We start from the raw sequence: 20,441 nt of genomic DNA on the forward strand, positions 1-20,441 counted from the left end.
TATACTGAACGAAACATTCAATATAAAGAACAATTAAGCAAAAAAAATTTTCACTTTAACTAAACCCCAGATTAATTTGTAATAATGGCATCAATTAACTTTTTTATTTGGTTTAATTTTTCAGTGGTTAATTGATCATCAGACAATTCTATCTCGACTTTAAGTTTACTTTTCACCTGTAATAACCCTTTACAGAATAGCCCTGACTCCTCTTTTTCAATACGAATCAAATCCTCTACCGCCACTCCAAACGTTTCTGCCAGCTTCCCGAGTATCTCCAAACTTGGGTTCTTTTGAATTTTCCGTTCTATTAAACTTAAATAAGATTTTGAGATACCGGTCTGTTCACTTAACTTACTTAAAGACATTCCCTTTTCTATCCTCAACGCTTTGAGTTTATATCCGTCCATCGAATCACCCCTTGTTGTAAATTTTCAACTTACCCACCGAGGCCTTTGGTTATTAGCGTAATTACCAATGGTCCTAGAATAACAATAAATAATGAAGGGAAGATGAAAAATACCATTGGAAATAACATCTTAACAGGTGCTTTCATGGCCTGCTCCCTTGCAGCTTCACGACGTTGTTCCCGAATTCTTACAGTTAAATTGCCTAGAACCTTTGCCATTCCGATTCCGAGCTGGTCTGCCTGGATTAATGAAGTGATGACGCTTTGAAAGGAATCGGATGGTACACGTTTCCGAAGAGCATAAAAGGCCTCTCTTCTCGATTTACCTAGCTTCATATCCTCTAATGTTTGAAAAAACTCATCAGCTAACGGTCCTTTAATCTTTTTCGAGACTTCAAGCAGAGCTAAATCTAACCCCATCCCAGCCTCTAATAATAGATTTACAGTATCAAAGAAATCCGGCATAGAAACATTTATCTCTTTAATTCTAGCTGTCTTTTTCTTTCCAAGATAAAAGATTGGGAGTCGAAACCCTAACATCGCTAACGTCAACATCATCATCCAGGTTAACATTTTGTTATCTGAGCTCGGAAGAATAAGGAAAAATACAGGTAAACATAATCCAGCACTTAGGACAAATTGGAAAAGCCTGAAATCGATAGCTGATTTAAAAGGATTGCCAGCGTCCCTAAGGAGCATGTCTAATTTTTTCCTCTCGTCTTTTGAAACCCTTTTACTTAACATTTCTGTTCCTTTGCTCCAATAGATATCGATAGACTTTTTTATACTTTTCTTATTCTTTTGTTCTATTGAATCATCTTTTTGCTTTTTTAATGGTTCAGCAAAAAATTTATTTACCCGTTCATTGAAGGCTATTTGTTTTTTGAATATGGTAAGCATAAAAGCTGCTATAAGTGTAGTTGAAAATCCAGCGAGTAAAAATAGTAGTATAATATCCAGCATATTACACCTCGATTCGGATGATTTTCTGAATAACCACCCAGCCAATGATGATAGAAACTGAAGCAACGAACAGCATCATCCATCCTAATGGATGCTCCAGCATGGGTGAAAAATATTCACGGTTTACTAATGCTAAATACAATCCAAGACCAACCGGCAGTAAAGTAATAATCCAAGATGACATTCTGCCCTGTGCGGTCAAAGTGTTTAGTTCTTCCAGTATTCTAACCCTGCCTCTAATGGTTTCTTCCATTGTTTCAAGCAACTCAGCTAGGTTTCCTCCGCTCCTTCTTTGAGCAAGAATAGCCCTGATGACTACTTCCAGTTCCTTATTTGGCAGGCGTTTCTCCATTTCATCGAAAACCTCCTCCAAAGGAACACCTAATCCTGCCTGGCGAATTACTCGCTCAAATTCAGGTCCCAGTGGATCGGGAATCTCTTTTCCAACCAGCTGCATTGCCTGCATAAAGCTAAAGCCTGCTCGCATGGAGTTTGCCATCATTCCTAACACTTCAATCAATTGATAGTTTACAAAGGCCAAGCGTTTCTTTCTTTTTCGTTTCATGATGATTTTAGGAACTGCAAATCCAATGATTACCACAAACGCATTGAAATACCATGGTAAGTCTAGAATTAATCCTAATAAACCAATGCTGGCAGCTACAAGAAGCCTAAGCGCAAAAAAATCCTCTGGTTTCAATTTACTTCCTGCTTCAAGCAACAGCTTTACTGTACCTTCATTAAATTGAACGTTTTTAAACATAGCTGCAATTTTATATACTAACTGGTTACTGACAGATGGTTTCTTTTCGCGTCCGCTCGATACTTCTATTTGCTCTGGAGAAGGCAAAAACTCGTTTATACGTTGTTTGATCCTTCGCTTTTCAGCATAGGTTACTAGAAAGAGAAATATAGTACCGCTAACGGCAATAAATAGCAGCAGAATTGTTATCGCTGTTTTCATTTTTCCCACTCCCCAATAAACCATGATGAAGGCAGCTGATAACCATTTATCTCAAGCTGCTCGGTGAACTTGGGACGAATACCGGTACTTATGAATTTACCCTCAATTCGGCCATCAATAGAATGACGTGTTTCCTTAAAAACAAAAAGTTCTTGAAGAACAATCGTTTCCCCTTCCAACCCTAGTACTTCCGTTATATGGGTAATCTTTCGTGTCCCATCCTTCATCCTTGACTGATGGACAATTAAATCAATCGCATTCGCAATCTGTTCACGGATGGCTTTTACCGGAAGTTCATATCCTGCCATTAACACCATGGTCTCCAAGCGTGAAAGGATGTCACGCGGAGAATTTGCGTGACCTGTACTTAAGCTGCCGTCATGACCGGTGTTCATTGCTTGAAGCATATCCAAAGCCTCTGCTCCTCGAACCTCACCGACTACGATTCGATCAGGACGCATCCGAAGTGCATTTCGAACTAAATCACGGATCGTAATTTGTCCCTTACCCTCAATGTTCGGCGGACGGGATTCAAGTGAAACGATATGCTCCTGTTCGAGTTTAAGCTCGGCTGCATCTTCGATTGTTACAATCCGTTCATCATTGGGAATAAAGGATGATAATACATTTAGTGTCGAGGTTTTACCTGATCCAGTCCCACCGCTAATAAAAACATTAAGCTTTGATTTCACACAAATCTCAAGAAATTCCGCCATTTTTTCATCCAAAGTTTTAAAATCGATAATATCCTTAATAGTAAATGGAGTTTCAGAGAACTTTCGGATGGTTAAGCTTGGTCCCTTAAGTGCCAGCGGAGGAATAATCGCATTAACACGTGAACCATCAGGCAGACGCGCGTCAACCATTGGTGAACTTTCATCCACTCGGCGGCCAATAGGGGAAACAATTCGCTCTATAACTCGCATAACATGCTGATTATCGATGAAATTTACATTGCTTCGGTAAACCTTACCTTTTTTCTCGTAGTAAACCTCATTGTAGCTATTAACCATAACCTCACTGACTAAAGGATTCTCCAACAAAGGGGTAATCGGCCCATAAGCAAGCAATTCGTCTTTAACATAATGAAGAAGATCCCTCTTCTCTTCAAAGGTCAACCTTGTACCTTCCTGTTCAAAAAAGTTCTCGGCTAATTCCTCTAATTTTTCATTTTCCTGTTGTTTATTTTGACCAGGATATTTTTTCAATTCTTCCAAAAGGAAATTATGAAGGTCAGCCTCAATATCCCAGAACTCTTGTGATTTCTCTACAACTGGAACTTCTTGGGACGATTTGGTATTTATTATTGTGCTATTTTCCTCAATAAATCGTTTAAAAAGTGACATATCCTTCGCCTCACTTCCGCAGTAGATACCAACGTTTATCTTTTTTTACCTCTACTATCGCATCTTTGTTTTCTACAAACAGTGCCTCTGACAGCTTTAAAACCGACTTTCCAATCTGGCTGCGTGAATTAGACAAGATATACGGATAACCAGCATTAATGGAAGCCAATACAACAGGTGCCTGGTCGGGGAGGATGTGATAAACATTTAATCCAAAGATTTCTTCAATTTTTTTAACCTCAAGGCCCTGACCCTTTTGATACCTATTCAAAATTGGCTTAACTTTGTTTTTTAGATTAATAGTCTCTAAAGTTTCAAGATAAAGCTGACTTAACCGTAAAACCGAAAGTTCATTCGAAGTCAGCAGTAGTATTTCATCTGCTAAATCAATACAGCGCAAATGAATCTCGGATAAATATGTCGGCATATCAATTAAAACGATATCAAAATACTTCTTCGTTTCTTCGATGGCCGCTTTAATATGCTGCTCTGAAATTCCTTCAAAGAATTCAGGTCTTAGCGGTGCCGCTAGGATCGAGACATCAAACTCACCACTTGTCATGTACTGGCTGATAGGATAATTATCCCGCCCACAGCCTTCTTTGACCCACTCGTAAATCGTTCTTTTCGGCTTAAGGTTGCAATACATTGCGACTTCACCAAACTGAAGATTACCATCAATAATCGCAACCTTTTTCCCCATCTTAGCAAACGAAACGGCGAGATTAATGGTTAAAACCGTTCTCCCCATTCCTCCTTTTGGGCTGGAGACTGCAATTACTCTTCCTTCTGCTTTTGATAGATTAGTATGATTTTGATCCATTTTGACTCGATGTAACATAAATTTCCTTGCATGAAGAACTGCCTCAGAAAGTTCTTCCTCGCTATAGGAGGAGCGTAAGGTATCTGATGCTCCCATCTGCATCGCCCTTTTTAAGTTTTCCATGTTTTCAGGAACAATTAGAATGATGTAAGCATGCGGGTATAGTGCCGAAATTTCTTGAGAAAGTTCATAAACGTTATAAAGCGATCCAGCTTTTAAAAAGAGAACAGAATGATTATTCTCCATCAAGAGTTGATGAAGCCTTTCTAATTGGTTTGTCTTAGTTAATTGGAAATTGTTCTTTTCTAAAATTGTTTTAAGTTCACCAGGAGTGGTTTTTGTATCAGAAAAATAAATCCAATTTATGTTGTTCATCACTGCTCAGTCCCCTCACCTTTGATTACTTCTCTTGTTTGCTTGATACCAGATTTACCGGTCTCATTGTCTTTAGAATTTCGGAGCATTAGATAGAAGCCGTCTTTATCTTGAGCAGCTAAACTAATCACTACACCTTGTTCAGGTGTTACTTCTAAAGTAACAGTTTCATATTGTAGTGCAGTTTCCTTGTTGTCTGATGATTTACCTGAGGATAGAATTTTTACATTTTCGAGTACTAGAATTGCAGATTTAAATTCCTTTTTTGTTGCGTCATCTTTAGTAGTTTCATAAGCAATGACGTCAACCATTGAATTCGGTGTTATAAACCCAGATACTCCCTGCTGCGATTCTACTTTTATCGAAATCGCCCTTTTACCTGTACTTACATCCTCAATTGGATTTGAGAATTCTCTTAAAAGTGCTAGTTCTTTTTCAGCCTGTTTTTCTTTTTCCTTTTCAGATTTTTGATCTTTTTTCTCTTTAGCATCCTGCCCAACCGCTATGCTGGCTGGAGAGGAAGTTTTTTCTTTTGAAAATACCGATACGTAAACAAAGCATGCAACTATCAGACCTAATACTACTGAGATAATCCAAATTTTTTTCGTATTCATAGTGACCTCCTACAATTCAGGCAAAAGTGGTTTATTCTACAAGCTTGACGCCGTATAGGGAATAATCCCCGATTCCTGTACCACTACCAATTTCCCCAGGTGATATCATTTTAATAAACTTTCCATAGAGCTTTTTGTCTTCATACTTTTCAATCCAATACGATGCAAATCCAGCCACTAATAATTCACTTTTCCCTGTTACCTTTTTGCCATCTACATCTTCCCATTTATCTATAACCACAATTGTTACGACCCTTTTACATAAATTATCTGCAGTAGTCGCACTTTGGCAATAAGTTTTTGAAGCATCACTGGCTATTAAATATTCAATGCCCTTATCTATCTGACCTACTTTTCCCCCAGAATCTGTCCATACCGTTTTACCGACTTCGTATGTCGCTCCATTTTCTAAAGCATCACGAACATTCTGAGCATCAGAGTCTAAATATCCACAATTACCTTGAAGTGTCCCAGGATTTGTTTCCCCACAATTTAAAACAGCAGCATTAGGAATATTACTTTTTTCGATTACTAAAGGTGCAATCCCATTTGCTTTTGTTAGAGGAGCAACTTTTGCTGCTGCTGTTGCGCTAATTGTTGTGTCATTTATTCCAATTACCTTAGCAAAAGTCATAGGAACGGTTATTTGTTTTGTCGCTTTTATTGAGTCGCTAGTGTAGGTAAGTTCAGATTCCGATACTTTAAATTTATTTTTATCAGACACATCTATTGCAATCTCAGTTGCTCTAGCCTCACTCGTTCGCAACCCTTGGACACCTGCTAAAACAGCAGCATCTAAAGCTTTTTGAAGCTTACTTTTCTCCGTGTATAATCTTCCTCCATCAATTACTATCGCAGTGATTCCGAGTAATACCACCATAAAAATAGCAACAAATACTAGTACTCCGCCGCTTTCATCACGTAATTTTACAAAATGCAACAGTATTTTCATATTATTCAACCCTCATAATCGTGGTATCTTTTAAAGTTAATGGGCCTACAACATTTCCTATAATTGGTGTAAGAAAAGTTATCGGATACGTTATTGTTATAGTCGCATCTGTTCCAGATGACCCTGTAGTGACACTTACTTGCCCCGCTGTTAAGCCTATGCTCGACCCTTGATTAACCGCTTTACTTGTAATTGTGGCTACATCTTTACCAATACTTGCTGTTCTCGCAGCTTCTCTTCCAGCATGATCGATAGTTAAATAGGCATGGAAAATTCGTCCAAAATCAATTATTCCAAACAGTAGGAATATAAGTACTGGAACTATCAGTGCAAACTCAACTAATGATTGCCCCTTTTCCGATTTCATATAAAGCTCCCCCGAACAAACATACATAATGTTCCAAAAACGATTGCTACCCCATACGGAAATGAAATACTTGTACTTTTTTCTTTACTAAATAATATTGATCCTAAATTTCCTCTTAAGTAAATAATTTGAAAAAAGAAAGATTTAATGGAGGTCTTAATTCCACTTTTTTTCATAATCAAGACAATTGAGATTACTCCCCCTATAAGAGCTATATAAACAAATGAGTATAAAACAAAACTCGTTCCCATTAAAGCCCCGATTGCTGCCATAAGCTTAACATCACCAGCACCCATTCCCCCTAATAAATAAGGAATTAGCAAAAGGGATAATCCAAGCAAAAAACCCTTACCGCTAAAAAGAAAGCCTTCTAAACCTTGGACAGATGTATAATAAATGAACCCTATTATGATAGCTGGTAATGTTACTATATTTAATATTTTTCTATTTTTAATGTCTGTTATTAATGAAATTATTAATGCAGTGATGAGTACAAAATTTATAATCATATCTTTACCTCTCTGTTTTTTAATAGAAGGAAAGCCCTACCTATTAAAGTAGGGCTCCGATTGGAAAAATCTACAAAGCAGAGTCTAACTTTGCCTTTAAATCATTGAATAAACCAGTAAGTGAACCAGACAGTATACCAACAGCAGAAACAGCAACTACTACAATTCCGGCTAATATTAAACCATACTCCGATAATCCTTGACCTTCTTCTTCAATAAATAATCCTTTGATTTTTTGTAACATTTTGTTTCCTCCTACTATTTTATAGTTTTTGTTTGTTCTATATTTAGAACCTGAGCTAAATATATAACGAACAAAAAGATTTGAAAATGTTCATTTTTGTTCGTTATAGAGGGTTTAGACAAGTTATTCTATCTTTTTCTCTATTTTTCTAGTTTTTTCTTAGTTTTTTGTTCTTTAAAAAGAAAATTTAGTTTAATATAATGAACATATAGTACCTAAAATGAAAGGAGTTTTTATATGCAAAAAAAAGTTGTTAACATCCCTCATCATATTGAATTGGCTGATTCCTTTTTCAAAAGATTGAAGGGTTTGATGTTTCGGCAGGATCCAATTCAGGATGAAGGACTCTGGATTGTACCCTGTAATGCAGTCCACATGTTCTTTATGAAGTTCCCTTTAGACATTGTTCTATTAAGCGAACAAAACGAAGTGATTGGGCTTCATCATTGTTTACAGCCCTGGAAAATAACAAAACCCGTCAAAAATGCCTATTCAACTTTAGAGCTGCCAGCAGGATCTGCTGAGAAATTAGGAATTCGTATTGGAAGTATTATTCAATGTCAAAATTAAATAACTACAGCATTTTGGGATCTAGATATAGGTCGGTTCCTAATTATTTTGATTATAGACAGGAGCACCAAGAGAGCTGACTTCGCTAAAATCAGTTCTTTTACTATTGAGAAACATCCATCTATACAAAACGATCGTTTTGATGTTAAAATTGTTTTATATAAAGAACGTTCTGTTCTATTTACTGTTTTTACTATGGAGGTGTTACCCGGTGTTGAAAAAAACAATTGGTATCCTAGTCTTGTTCATTTATTTATTCTCTCTGACGAGTGTGCATGCTGAGGATTCCTTTGTCACCTCTTCACGGATTGAAGGGGTTTTAGTTGTTGATGTAAGTAAGTCGATGCTGACAAGTGACCCAAACAAAATCAGCAACGAAGCAATGAAAATGTTTATTGATATGTCTTCGCTTAAAGGGGATAAAATCGGTTTTATTGCTTATGCAGGTGATGTTGTTGCAAAAAAGGACCTAGTAAAGCTGCAGGCCGAGAAAGATAAAACCGACCTGAAAGCATTTATTGATTCGCTAGGCCAATATGCAAATACCGACATATCCGTTGGACTGAAAGACGCCATCAAGTCGCTAGATGCCAGCCATGAAAAAGATTATCGTCCGATGATCGTATTACTAGCTGATGGAAATAATGATGTAGATGAGAAACAAGGTAAAACACTGCAGCAAGCATCAGTTGGACTGAACATCGCAGTTGCTGAAGCAAAAGCAAAGGGTTATCCAGTATATGTCATCGGTCTAAATGCGGATGGAACATTGAATAAAGATGTTCTACAGAACATTGCCACTACAACAAACGGGAAATTTTTTGAAACAAGTTCAGCGGGTGAATTGCCAGGAATCCTGAGTGAGATTTTTGCCAACCATTTAAAATTAAAAGTTGTTCCCGTTGATGAGCTTGTTGGTCAAGGTGATTTTCAAGATGTCACCATCACTATTCCAAATACGAATGTATTAGAGGCAAACCTTTCCCTTGTCTCGAGCCAGCCAGTAGAGATTAAGTTGTTCGACCCGACAGGCACTGAACAGGCCTTACCTTCAGATAAAATTTCTCTTACAAAATCTAAGTCCTACTCGATGGTAAAGATGCTACGTCCTGTTCCAGGCGATTGGACACTAAAGGTCAAAGGCATGCCTGCAGATAAAGTTGATATTAATTTCGTGTTTAACTATGATATACAGCTTTCACTTACTCCGCTTGAGAGTAAGATTTATACTGCTGGAGATAGAATCAAGGTTGGAGCATTCTTTGAAGATAATGGGCAACAAGTTGCAAACGCTGATCTCTATAATACAATGAAAGCTACGCTTTTAATAACGGATTTAGAATCAGGTCAAACAGAGGAAATCCCTTTAGTAGCTGATCAGCAAGGATATACTGGGGAATTTATTCTCGGGAATTCAGAAAACTATGAGATTATGGTAAAGGCAGAAGGGATTAGTTTTTTCCGTGAAACACCGGTTCAACAGTTTTCAGTGGATAAGACTCCTGTTCCTGTGGAAGTAAAGGTAAGCCCAGAAAAAGAAGCTCAGCCTTTCCCTTGGACTAACGCTGTTCTTATTGGATTAGGAGCTATCCTACTGGTTACACTCATTATCTCCCGTAAAAAGAGAAAAAGGAAAAAACAAACTGGTAACAGAGTTACTGAAGCTGTACCTGCCTTTACCTTTTCTACGAGTAATAGAAAGGGAAAACGCGGCTTTTATGGACAAATTGTTATTGAAATTAAAGATGAAGAAACTGGGGAACTCTCCCAGCCATACTATGAAAAATTAAAAGCCTTTAAAGGAGAATTCTCTCTGCGGCAGCTCTTTAAGCTATCTGAAGAATTCATCGAAACTGATCAAATCAATTTTGTACCACTCACAGATTTTGCGTTACTGCTGTTAAATAAATCAAATTGTATGATTGAAATGAACCGTGAGCAGATTGCTGAAGAAGAATACCTCCGATTCAGGCCAAACGATAAGCTTCGCATCTTTTTAAAAGAAGCCAATAAATCGATAAATATTCAGATTATTAGTTTAGAAAAAAATAAGCATCAAGTTCAGAAGCTAAAACAAGCATAGGAAAAAGGCGATGGATTTCTAGTAAATAGAGATTCATCGCCTTTTCTAGTTAATCGAAGTGTAGACAAAAAGCATACGAATGAGCTTAGTTGGAATGCATTTTGTATATTACTCTGTATTACATGAGAAATTTAGCTTATTTATTCACTGAATTTGAGGGGGTTGTTACCTTTTTCTAGTGGGGTTTTACTGACTTTTAAGTTTTGGACTTTTTTCTATGAATTATGGACTTTTTAGGGGAGCTTTTGGACTTTTCCCATGAGGTTTTGGACTTTTTTCAAGGGGTTTTGGACTATTAGACAATTTATCCCATAAATTTACCCAGGGGGTTTCATAAAACGGATTAAAATTCAGACATCCCCCCCTACGGTAAATTTTACCATAGGATAAATTCGTATTAACGTCAAAATTAGACATTATACTCCATTGACAATGATTCTCATTATCTATAGAATCAACAGTATAAACAACTTCGGAAATGAGGGATCATCAATATGTTTAACATGCTATTTGGGTTAAAGGATATTCACACGGTAATTGCCAATCAACGGAAAATCGGGGGTGCAGCAGAAGCAGACTCTATCCGTCTTTCTTCCGGTGAAACCTATTTAAGCCCTGTGTTTACTAATGTTGATTTCTCTAAAGGACAGTATGTATCTGTCGGTTTTATCGATGAAGAGGGACAAAATATCATTGCCCATGTGGACCAAATAGCGGTTATTAAAGGATTAGAGCATAAATTAATTTGCCAGCTGAATAATCCTTATATTAAACAAATCCTAGTCCGTGATACATTACAATATTTACAAAAGTTATGTGAAGTAAACGCTGGTTTTGTTACAAAAACCTTCAAAAAAGAAGCATTAAGACTTGTTCAGGATATTAGTGTGAATGAATTAAAAAATCACAATATCTCACTTCCATTCCCAGTTGAAGATAAAATTGTTAAATTAGCATAATAAAAACGAGGTCCTGTTAAAAATGGACCTCGTTTTTTTGTTGGATTTGAATTTATTCCGCGAACTAGCCTTTTGGTCGTGCTTTTTAGAGTATTTCTGCCTGGCAAGCCAACCGATACCCGTTTGCTATCTCATTCTTAAGCTTTTTCCGCTCCTGCTCATTTGGAGATGACAATCCTGGACCACTAAGGACCTTGACTGTACATTGTCCGCACGTACCTTTGCGGCATTTATAATTGATTTGCTTCCCTTGATTCAAGGCTGCGTCCAATAGCTTTCCTTTTACAGGGTGAATTTCGATTTTACTGCCGTTTTGCTCCACGATGATTTCTTCTGTTTCAATTTTTTGGGTTTCTTTCAGCACGGGGGCTTGTTGTTTTATAATCAGCCTTCCTGGAATAAGTGAACCGACTGTGAAGACACGATTATTCATTAGTCTCCCATAGCTTCCAATGTACAAATGGCTGAAGGCCGCTTAATTCGCAAAACCACAGTTTCATATACACGGAAAGGATGATTCATCCCTTCTACACCCAGGTAAGCAGTATCGAAATCCTCTGATATCGCAAGGTCTAGATTATTTTTCCCTGTATTTACTAGCACCCCTGATTTTCCTTTTAAAACAGGAGATTGAAACACCCCATCAGTAACTAATTCACGAATATGTTCAATTTCTAATACATTTGTATCACGGTGGACACGATGGATAAGTGAATATAATTGTGGTGATAGAACAAGTGCAAATGGTCCATTGTGATTCATCTCAAGCAGCTTATTCCTTGCATCGACGATATCCTGAAAGGCATTTCCAGATTCAAACCATTCGCCAATTAAGTGTGTTAAGCGGCCTGGAACATTCATTAAACCAGGAATATCAAATTCCCTGGTCCCATGGAAAATCATTTGGTCTTCTAGAATCGCCACATCACGTGCAGCATTGGCAGCGGCTGAAAAGTCTATGGGGATATCTACTACCTTTGCCTGATCTAAATCACGCCAATATAATACGAAGTCTTTATAAAGCAAAGGAATCGTATAGTTCACCCTTTTACTCGTCTCAATATCCGTATCAAAGGAGCCCTGAAAATCCATTTTTGCTTCTAAATTTTCTGCAAAAACATCATTAAAGATACTTTGTACGCCTCTTCCAAGCGGACCGTATAGTTCAATAAAGCGGCGCCCGACCAATTGCCTTCTTGCTGCATCAATAACGGTTTGATCCAGCTGAGTAAATTCTTGATTTGATAATGGTGAATCCGGGTATAATTGTATTTTATTCATTGGTTTATCCTCTCTTTTCCTTAGATTAAGCTTCCCACCGTAAAGCCCCTTCTCTGTTTAGTTTGAGGTGCATGACTAACCTCTGTTACAGTTCCTGTTCGGTCTAAATGGTCATGATCCTCATCGTGATGGGCATGTGGGTCTACATAATTGGTATCAAATCGACTGTTAATTTCAATTAACATTTGTTTTACCTGCTGATAATCCTTATACGAAACTTCCCTCAAGCTATTTAACAAGTTGCTTCGCTCTTCATCTGTAAAGCGAAATAGAGCTAAATCTAGGTGTTCGACGAAATTATGTAAACCGAATTTTTCAAGATTTAATTCTTGTAAAAGTCGATTAAATTCATTGTTGGTTGGAGAAAATTCTTTTTCGTCTTTTACTTGTTGAAATTTACTTATAAGCGGTATAAGTACAACTAACCGAGAAAGCCGCTGTTCTTCTTCTTCATAAATATGGTGGTAGTAAAGTCTCTCATGTTCATCCGTTGCATTTTGAATGACCGGGTCGAGCATATTCATAAATTTTTCGATTGCGTCTTTGGTGGTTGTAAATATTTGGTAAAAAATTTTTAACTCTTCTTGCACGAATGCGCACCTCCTAATGCATATTACTACCTGTCATTATTGACGGTTAATTTCATTTCTAAAACACCATTCCGTGAGAATCTTTTGAACATATCCGTTTTTATGAATAACTCGGGCCTAGTGATACATAATAACAATGGCAATTATCAAATCATTAGGAGGAAAGTATATGATGCAAAATCAGCAAGGACAGGGCCAGATGCACCAAAATATGCACACAGGTAATGTACCGCCTCAACTGAATCATGGTGGTCATGAGGTCATTGACTTAAATGAAGTTCTAGGGGCTGCTGTTGGTACACTGAATCAGTATCTGATGTTACGTCAACACGTAAAGGATCCAGAATTACTTGATATCCTGGATCGCCAATATAAATTTATGCAGGATGAATACAACATCACTGTAGAGTGTTTCAAGACAGGACAAAATCCTTCCCATCCTACTTCTAGGTATGAAATGAGACAAGGAAATGACTTCATCTATGGTATGAAGCCATCTCAGCCGAAAAAGCCTTGGCAATCAGTGTCTGAGATTAATGATGAATACATTTCAAGCTGTTTGCTGGCATCCTGCAAATCAGGCGCTTCCATGAAAACGATGGCAGCACTTGAAACAACAAATCCAGTGGTGCGCCGCGTGCTCGCAGATTCAGTACCAAACTGCATTGAAATGGGCTATGAACTCTCTATTTATCAAAATAAACATCATTACTATCAGGTGCCACAGCTTGCTGAGCAGGATATGAATACTTATAGAAATGCATTTGCACCGGCACAGGGTCAAGCGATGGGACAACCTATGGGGCAAATGCCAAATAACAATTTGATGAATAATAACCTTCCTCATTAATAAAAAACGCTATCCTTCAATAATATGAAGGATAGCGTTTTTTGCTTTAAAGCTATATTGTTTACCAATTCCAAAATTTATTAAATTTTTTAAATATTCGTAAAGATTCTATTAATTAAGAGAATTATTATCGAATAGTTGTTAGTATTAAAAATGCAGATTGAGCTGTCTTTTGACCTATTACTTCTTCCCCTTACGGTGTATAAACAATTTTTCTATTATTAGGTAGGAATCACCAAAAGTTAGAAAAATTTTTATAAAAAGAAGGAATGTGCTTAATTAAGAACGAATATATTTTATATCTGTGCTATTTTCATATAATTTCACCCAATTAAGCACAGTGATGAGTGATCTCTTCTTTTAAACCTTTTCTAAGGGGGGGATTCTGCATTTTTTCGTAATAAAAAACACTATATTACTAGGAAGGTGAACATGTTGAAAAAGAAACCATTACGTAGTGCAAAGAAAATATTATCATCATCTCTTGCAGTAACACTTCTTGCATTTCCATTCTTTTCATCAAATCAAGTATATGCGGCACCTAAAGCAGACAAAAATCCTATAGTAGAGTTGCGTCTTATGGAAACTACAGATTTACATACAAATCTACTAAACTACGATTATTACAAAAACGCAGAGTATTTAAAGGTTGGTTTAGCCAGCACTGCAACCCTAGTAAAAGATGCTCGTTCTGAAGTAAAAAACAGTGTACTGGTAGACAATGGTGATTTAATTCAAGGAACTCCATTAGGTACGTATAAGGCAAAGATTGATCCGCTGGAAGATGGAGAGGTTCACCCCGTATTTAAAGCGATGAACCAAATGAACTATGATATTGCTACCTTAGGGAATCATGAGTTTAACTATGGTCTTGAGTTCCTTGAAGAAGCATACGATGACGCCAATTTTCCTGTTATCAATGCCAACGTCTATGTGGATGACAATGACACAAATCCTAATAATGACATAAATAAGTATACCCCTTACAAAATTATTAACAAAAAAGTGGTTGATGGGCAAGGTAAAAACCATGTGATCAAAGTTGGTTTTATCGGCTTCGTACCACCTCAAATTAACGAGTGGGACAAAGCCCATCTGGACGGAAAAGTAATCACGAAAAACATTATTGAAACAGCAGAGAAATTTATACCGCAGATGAGAGAAGAAGGCGCAGATGTTATTGTGGCCATGACTCACTCAGGATTCAGCGGCAATAAAGCCAATTCAGAGGATGTCATTTACGCATTAAGTGAAGTACCAGGTATTGATGCGCTAACATTCTCGCATACTCACAAATTATTCCCGGCAAAAACAGACGCAGCTCTTGATGGATTATTTAAAGGTGCTGATGGTAAGCCGCTTCCTGGTGTAGACAATACAAAAGGAACGATTAATGGTGTTCCAGCCGTACAAGCTGGTTACGGCGGCGGTTCTTTAGGTATTATCGATCTAGATCTTGTGAAAGTAAAAGGCAAATGGACGGTTGCTGATTCTCAATCAAAAACACGTGAAATTTCTTCGCCAACACAAGTTAAGCCTGTTCAATCTATCGTAGATGCCGTTAAGGCGGATCATGAAGCTACTATAGAATATGTAAATACGCCTATCGGAAAAACAACTGATGACATACACAGCTATTTCTCACTTGTACAAGATGATCCATCCATCCAGGTAGTAACAAATGCACAAAAATGGTATGTAGAAAAATACATTAACCAAAGCAAGCCTGAATATCAAGACCTGCCAATTGTTTCTGTAGGTGCACCATTCAAGGCTGGCCGTAACGGTGTGGCAGAATATACTGAAATCCAAGCAGGCGATTTAACGATTCGAAGTGCTGGAGACTTATACTTGTATGATAATACTCTTAAAGCAATCAAAGTAAAAGGCTCAGTCGTAAAAGAATGGATTGAAATGACTGCTGGTAAATTCAATACCATTGATCCTGCTAAAACAGAAGAGCAGGCATTATTAAATCCAGCATTCCAAGTATATAACTTTGATGTAATTGATGGAGTTCAATATCAAATTGATGTTACAGCTCCACCAAAATACGATCCATCCGGTAAATTGATTAACCCAGAATCCAGCCGTGTGGTGAACCTTACTTACAACGGCGAGCCAGTAAATCCAGATCAAGATTTTATCGTTGTTACCAATAACTATCGTGCAGGCGGTGGCGGTAACTTCCCTGGTGTAAAAGGAAGCGAATTGGTTGTCGACTCCGCGGATGAAAACCGTCAAATTTTGATGGATTACATTTCTGAAATGGAAGTCATTACTCCAACTGCAGATAACAACTGGTCAATTGCACCAGTCCCTGGAGATGTGAAGGTAACATTCACAACATCACCAAATGCTGAAAAGTATATTAAAGAAGGCAGCAATATTTCTTATTCCGGAAAAACAGATGATAAAGGCTTTGGAATTTTCAATTTAGACATTGGTTTCACTCCAGTTAATGTTCAGCTGCTTGGCTTAAATGATTTACACGGACAGCTGGATACCGATACAAAATTAACAGTAGATGGACAATCAGTATTAGCAGGCAGTATGGAATACACTGCTGCAGCCATCAGACAGCGTGAAGCAACAAACGAAAATACACTGCTTGTACATGCTGGAGACATGGTTGGCGGCAGCCCGCTAATCTCCGCTATTTATCAAGATGAACCAACGGTTGAAGTGCTAGAATCTATTGGCATGGATGTTGGTACACTTGGAAACCATGAATTCGATGAGGGTATTGCTGAATTGCAACGCATGATGAATGGCGGCGATCATCCACTTGGAAAAGGCACTGTAGGCTATGATGGCATGAACTTCCCGCTAATAGCAGCGAATGCCTTTGATAAGTCAACAGGTGAATTAATTACGGAAGCGCCGTATGTAATTAAGGAAGTGGCTGGTCAAAAAATCGGGTTTATCGGAGTGGTGACACAAGAAACTCCAGATATGATTGTCACAAAAGGAAATGAGAATCTTCAAATTACAGATGAAGCGGCGGCAATAAACAAATATACTGCAGAGCTAAAGGAACAGGGTATTGAAGCGATCGTTGTTCTTGCACACAATCCAGCCAGTCAAAATGGATATACAGATATGTTTGATGCTACTAGAATTGCCGAAAGTGTTGATGATGAGGTTGATGTGATTTTCTCTGCTCACAATCATGTATATAATGATAAAGTCGTAGATAACAAGTTGATTGTCCAAGCCTATTCTTATGGTTCAGCCTTCTCTGATGTGGATCTTGTTATCAATCCTGAAACAGGTGATATTTTCAAGAAAGAGGCAGAAGTGGTGACTGTTTATCAAGCCGATTACACTCCAGACCCAGCTGTTTCAGCGATTATGAAAAAGTATGAAGACCAGGTGGCTGCAATAAAGGCTGAGGTAGTTGGTAATTCTGCTACAACTTTATTGAAAGCTTATCCATCTACTGCAACAGAGTTTGCTGATAATGGACTTGGCAACTTAATTGCTGATGGTATGAAGGCAGCGATGGGAACTGATTTTGCCCTGATGAACGGTGGCGGCGTTCGTTCGCAGCTTGACGCGGGTGATGTAACATTCGGTGATTTATTCTCGATTCAACCATTTGGAAATGTGTTAAACAAGATTAACTTAAGCGGCACTGATTTAGAAGTAGTTTTAAATAATCAAATTACAGGTCGCGGGCTGGACTTCCATATTGCAGGTTTTAAATATACCTACACATACGACGATACCACTAAAACTGGGAAGATCGTCGACATATTCCTGCCAGATGGCAGCAAAATTGATCCGGCTAAAGAATACTCGGTTGTTGTGAATAACTACATGTATGGAAATGCTTCCTACGGAATTGGTGCGTTGTCCACTGGTCTGGAAGTAGGTCCAGAAGATTTACAGGCAACTGTTGATTATGTAAAATCATTACCATCACCATTTGAATACAAAGCTGAAGGCCGTATTCAAAAAGTAACACCGTAAATTTGCATGAAAAAGCGGTCCATTCCTTTCGAAGTGGACCGCTTTTTCTATTTACCTGCGGAAGGTTTTCGAATACAATGTTCGATCGTCAATTTTTGTGATCGATGGGTCAAACCCGATCCCAGGAAGTTCTGGAACAAGGATAAATCCGTCCTTCATCACTACTTCCGGTTGAATAATATCCTCTTTCCAGTAATGGGACGATGGCGCTGTGTCACCTGGAATGGTGAAATTCGCTAACGAGGTAATCGCAATATTATGGGCCCTGCCAATACCTGCTTCCAGCATGCCACCGCACCACATTGGGATTTCATTCTTCACACATAAATCATGAATCTTCTTCGACTCGGTCACCCCGCCGACCCGGCCAATTTTTAAATTAATGATTTTACAGCTTCCAAGCTCAATCGCTTTTCGAGCATCCTCTGCTGTATGAATGCTTTCATCTAAGCAAATAGGCGTCCTCAGTTTAGCCTGGAGTCTTGAATGGTCAATGATATCATCACAGGCCAAAGGCTGTTCAATCATCGTTAAATGGAACGCATCCAATTGCTGCAGGTGTTCAATATCCTCTAGCGTATAAGCACAATTGGCGTCTGCCATGAGAGCGATATCTGGAAACTGAGCCCGGATGGCCTTTAAGATATGAACATCCCATTCAGGCTTTATTTTCACCTTAATTCTTTTGTAGCCCTCGTTCAGATAGCCCTCAATTTGTTGGAGCATTTTGTACTCAGATTCCTGGATCCCAACACTTACGCCAACTTCAATTTTGTCTTTTACCCCGCCGAGGGCTTTCGCTAACGGCATGTTCTGCTCTCTTGCGTAGAGATCCCAGACTGCACATTCCAGAGCAGCCTTTGCATTATAATTTCCGCGAATCGGCTTAAATCGCTCTGAGACTTCATCCGGATGGTGAATAGGCTCTTTTAACAAAAGGGGAATCAGGAAATCACCCATCATATGCCAATTGGTTTTCACCGTTTCCTCATTATAAATTGGTTCCATAATCGAAACCGATTCACCCCATCCAGACAAACCGCTTTTAGCTTTTACTTCTACAACAATAAAATCCTTGTCATATTCCGTCCCTACACTTGTTGTGAAAGGATTTAACAGATCCATTTTAATATGCCGTAATACGATACTTTTAATCTCCATTTTATAATCCCCTTGGTTCGTCTAAAAAATAATATGGGCAATGATAACTACGATTGGTAATGTAATAAAGGTACGCAGAAAGAAAATGAGCACTAGATCTTTAATGGTAATTGGGAGCTTCGAACCAAGAAGCAAGCCGCCCATTTCAGACATATAAACGAGCTGTGTAACAGAAACACAGGCAATAATAAATCGAGTCATTTCGCTTTCAATTCCACTCCCAATAACAGCAGGTAAGAACATGTCTGCAAATCCAACAACCATCGTTTGAGCTGCTTCTGCTGCTTCTGGAACTTGCATTAAGGCTAAAATAGGTTCAAAAGGTTTACCAATAATCGTAAACACAGGAGTATATTCAGCAATCATCAATGCTGTTGTTCCAATCGCCATTACGATCGGAAGAACACCCATCCACATGTCTAAGACGTTCTCAATACCCTCTCTAACAACCTGTGAAAAACTTTCATTGGTCTTTGCCTTCTTTAACGCTTGGTTTAGACCCCAGCGGGCAGGAGAAAATTCTGAAGGAATATCATTCTCTTCTTTAAATTCAATCCCTTCATAGCCAGTATCCGGTTTTCTTGAAAGCGGCGGGATTCGCGGCATCACAAATGCTGCAACTAACCCAGCGAAAATAACCGTCATATAATAGTGGATGAAATAATCACCTAGTTTTAAATATTGAGCGACAACAATGGTAAAGGTAATCGAAACAACTGAAAAGGTGGTTGCGACAACAGCTGCTTCACGTTTTGTATAATAGCCATCCTCATATTGCTTGGTTGTTAACAGAACGCCAATGGTTCCATCTCCTACCCATGAAGCCAAACAGTCTAATGAAGAACGGCCAGGTAATTTAAATACAGGTCTCATTATTTTTATTAATAAAGCACCAAAAAACTCAAGTAACCCGAAGTTTAATAGCAAAGGTAATAAAAAACCGGCTAAAAGAAAGGTAGTGAATAAAATCGGGATTAAATCATAGAGTAATAGGGCGCCGGTATTCTCTGAGTAAATCGCACCCGGACCCATTTTAAATAGTGTGATGACTGCAAAAATCAATCCTAAAAGGCGTGCAGACAACCAAAACTTGTTTACAGTTAGCAGTTTACTAAAAAACAAGCTGTTCGTGATAAATGCAGGTTTCATAACGACTGCAATAAAGGAGCCAATGACAGAAAGAGCCATAACTCCTACGGTAATGGGTGGAATGCTTGCGCCTAATAAACCATTTATTTGGTTAGCGAAATAAGCCACCGGAATCGTGATACCATCCTCTGCTTTAAATGGAATCATGAATAATAAAACACCTAATATGGATGGGATAATAAACTTTAAATAATCAGCGTATGATTTCACTGGTACTTCATTACTTGCTGTAATCTCCTTTGAAAAGCTGTTCAATA

The 20,441-nt window shown here is 38.1% G+C and carries 20 protein-coding genes; 5 read left to right on the forward strand and 15 right to left on the reverse strand.

The genetic code is table 11. The features are described from left to right. Nucleotides 1-71 precede the first annotated feature (71 nt). The 10 genes from MLOOGBEN_RS01435 to MLOOGBEN_RS01480 form a co-directional block, all read right to left on the reverse strand. Entirely contained in the window at nucleotides 72-410 is a 339-nt protein-coding gene (locus MLOOGBEN_RS01435) for a helix-turn-helix domain-containing protein (RefSeq protein WP_179156475.1), read from the reverse strand. 29 nt (nucleotides 411-439) lie between these two features. Further along, nucleotides 440-1,372: a type II secretion system F family protein gene (locus MLOOGBEN_RS01440; protein WP_179156476.1), complete on the reverse strand. Its 933-nt coding sequence runs from the start codon at nucleotides 1,370-1,372 to the stop codon at nucleotides 440-442. Nucleotide 1,373: 1 nt separating this feature from the next. After that, nucleotides 1,374-2,336, reverse strand: coding sequence for a type II secretion system F family protein (locus MLOOGBEN_RS01445; RefSeq protein WP_179156477.1), 963 nt, complete (start codon nucleotides 2,334-2,336; stop codon nucleotides 1,374-1,376). After that, complete coding sequence (locus MLOOGBEN_RS01450; RefSeq protein WP_179156478.1) at nucleotides 2,333-3,682, reverse strand: TadA family conjugal transfer-associated ATPase; 1,350 nt, start codon at nucleotides 3,680-3,682, stop codon at nucleotides 2,333-2,335. The genes MLOOGBEN_RS01445 and MLOOGBEN_RS01450 overlap by 4 nt, the downstream gene beginning before the upstream one ends. Nucleotides 3,683-3,692: 10 nt before the next feature. Beyond that, on the reverse strand, nucleotides 3,693-4,880 hold the full coding sequence (locus tag MLOOGBEN_RS01455; protein ID WP_256988830.1) for a CpaE/TadZ family protein: 1,188 nt from the start codon (nucleotides 4,878-4,880) through the stop codon (nucleotides 3,693-3,695). Next, nucleotides 4,880-5,494: a Flp pilus assembly protein CpaB gene (gene cpaB / locus MLOOGBEN_RS01460; protein ID WP_179156480.1), complete on the reverse strand. Its 615-nt coding sequence runs from the start codon at nucleotides 5,492-5,494 to the stop codon at nucleotides 4,880-4,882. The genes MLOOGBEN_RS01455 and cpaB overlap by 1 nt, the downstream gene beginning before the upstream one ends. Before the next feature lie 31 nt (nucleotides 5,495-5,525). After that, the gene (locus tag MLOOGBEN_RS01465; RefSeq protein WP_179156481.1) at nucleotides 5,526-6,446 is read right to left on the reverse strand and encodes a TadE/TadG family type IV pilus assembly protein; all 921 of its coding nucleotides are present in this window, start codon (nucleotides 6,444-6,446) and stop codon (nucleotides 5,526-5,528) included. A 1-nt stretch (nucleotide 6,447) separates the two neighbouring features. Beyond that, complete coding sequence (locus tag MLOOGBEN_RS01470) at nucleotides 6,448-6,813, reverse strand: TadE/TadG family type IV pilus assembly protein (RefSeq protein WP_218780989.1); 366 nt, start codon at nucleotides 6,811-6,813, stop codon at nucleotides 6,448-6,450. Then, a complete protein-coding gene (locus MLOOGBEN_RS01475; protein WP_218780990.1) occupies nucleotides 6,810-7,322 on the reverse strand; it encodes an A24 family peptidase in 513 nt (170 codons plus the stop codon). Before MLOOGBEN_RS01475 ends, MLOOGBEN_RS01470 begins: the two co-directional genes overlap by 4 nt. Nucleotides 7,323-7,392: 70 nt before the next feature. Continuing rightward, on the reverse strand, nucleotides 7,393-7,566 hold the full coding sequence (locus MLOOGBEN_RS01480) for a Flp family type IVb pilin (RefSeq protein ID WP_179156483.1): 174 nt from the start codon (nucleotides 7,564-7,566) through the stop codon (nucleotides 7,393-7,395). 237 nt (nucleotides 7,567-7,803) lie between these two features. On the opposite strand from MLOOGBEN_RS01480, the gene MLOOGBEN_RS01485 reads away from it, so the two are divergent. The 3 genes from MLOOGBEN_RS01485 to MLOOGBEN_RS01495 all read left to right on the forward strand — a co-directional run bounded on the left by MLOOGBEN_RS01485 (nucleotide 7,804) and on the right by MLOOGBEN_RS01495 (nucleotide 11,178). Further along, nucleotides 7,804-8,136, forward strand: a complete 333-nt coding sequence (locus tag MLOOGBEN_RS01485; RefSeq protein WP_179156484.1) for a DUF192 domain-containing protein — start codon at nucleotides 7,804-7,806, stop codon at nucleotides 8,134-8,136. Nucleotides 8,137-8,347: 211 nt separating this feature from the next. After that, entirely contained in the window at nucleotides 8,348-10,219 is a 1,872-nt protein-coding gene (locus MLOOGBEN_RS01490) for a VWA domain-containing protein (RefSeq protein WP_179156485.1), read from the forward strand. 494 nt (nucleotides 10,220-10,713) lie between these two features. Further along, nucleotides 10,714-11,178, forward strand: a complete 465-nt coding sequence (locus MLOOGBEN_RS01495; protein WP_179156486.1) for a hypothetical protein — start codon at nucleotides 10,714-10,716, stop codon at nucleotides 11,176-11,178. A gap of 85 nt (nucleotides 11,179-11,263) precedes the next feature. Here the strand turns inward: MLOOGBEN_RS01495 and MLOOGBEN_RS01500 are convergent, their stop codons facing one another. Genes MLOOGBEN_RS01500 through MLOOGBEN_RS01510 form a run of 3 tightly spaced genes read right to left on the reverse strand, consistent with a single transcriptional unit; the run spans nucleotide 11,264 to nucleotide 13,049 of the window. Next, nucleotides 11,264-11,611 (reverse strand): 2Fe-2S iron-sulfur cluster-binding protein, encoded by a 348-nt coding sequence (locus tag MLOOGBEN_RS01500; RefSeq protein ID WP_179156487.1) that lies wholly within the window; start codon nucleotides 11,609-11,611, stop codon nucleotides 11,264-11,266. Next, nucleotides 11,611-12,459: a family 1 encapsulin nanocompartment shell protein gene (locus MLOOGBEN_RS01505; RefSeq protein WP_179156488.1), complete on the reverse strand. Its 849-nt coding sequence runs from the start codon at nucleotides 12,457-12,459 to the stop codon at nucleotides 11,611-11,613. Before MLOOGBEN_RS01505 ends, MLOOGBEN_RS01500 begins: the two co-directional genes overlap by 1 nt. A 20-nt stretch (nucleotides 12,460-12,479) precedes the next feature. After that, nucleotides 12,480-13,049: an IMEF encapsulin system ferritin-like cargo protein gene (locus MLOOGBEN_RS01510; RefSeq protein ID WP_179156489.1), complete on the reverse strand. Its 570-nt coding sequence runs from the start codon at nucleotides 13,047-13,049 to the stop codon at nucleotides 12,480-12,482. A gap of 172 nt (nucleotides 13,050-13,221) precedes the next feature. Here MLOOGBEN_RS01510 and MLOOGBEN_RS01515 point away from each other — a divergent pair, with 172 nt between their 5' ends. Continuing rightward, nucleotides 13,222-13,899, forward strand: a complete 678-nt coding sequence (locus MLOOGBEN_RS01515) for a spore coat protein (protein WP_179156856.1) — start codon at nucleotides 13,222-13,224, stop codon at nucleotides 13,897-13,899. Between the two features lie 432 nt (nucleotides 13,900-14,331). Further along, on the forward strand, nucleotides 14,332-17,874 hold the full coding sequence (locus MLOOGBEN_RS01520) for a bifunctional 2',3'-cyclic-nucleotide 2'-phosphodiesterase/3'-nucleotidase (RefSeq protein ID WP_179156490.1): 3,543 nt from the start codon (nucleotides 14,332-14,334) through the stop codon (nucleotides 17,872-17,874). Nucleotides 17,875-17,925: 51 nt separating this feature from the next. On the opposite strand, the gene menC is transcribed toward MLOOGBEN_RS01520, so the two are convergent. Continuing rightward, the gene (gene menC / locus MLOOGBEN_RS01525) at nucleotides 17,926-19,035 is read right to left on the reverse strand and encodes an o-succinylbenzoate synthase (RefSeq protein ID WP_179156491.1); all 1,110 of its coding nucleotides are present in this window, start codon (nucleotides 19,033-19,035) and stop codon (nucleotides 17,926-17,928) included. A gap of 21 nt (nucleotides 19,036-19,056) precedes the next feature. Next, nucleotides 19,057-20,439: a YjiH family protein gene (locus tag MLOOGBEN_RS01530; protein WP_179156492.1), complete on the reverse strand. Its 1,383-nt coding sequence runs from the start codon at nucleotides 20,437-20,439 to the stop codon at nucleotides 19,057-19,059. Nucleotides 20,440-20,441: the final 2 nt, after the last annotated feature.

Source organism: Bacillus sp. EB106-08-02-XG196 (assembly GCF_013396335.1).
GTDB lineage: Bacteria > Bacillota > Bacilli > Bacillales > Cytobacillaceae > Neobacillus.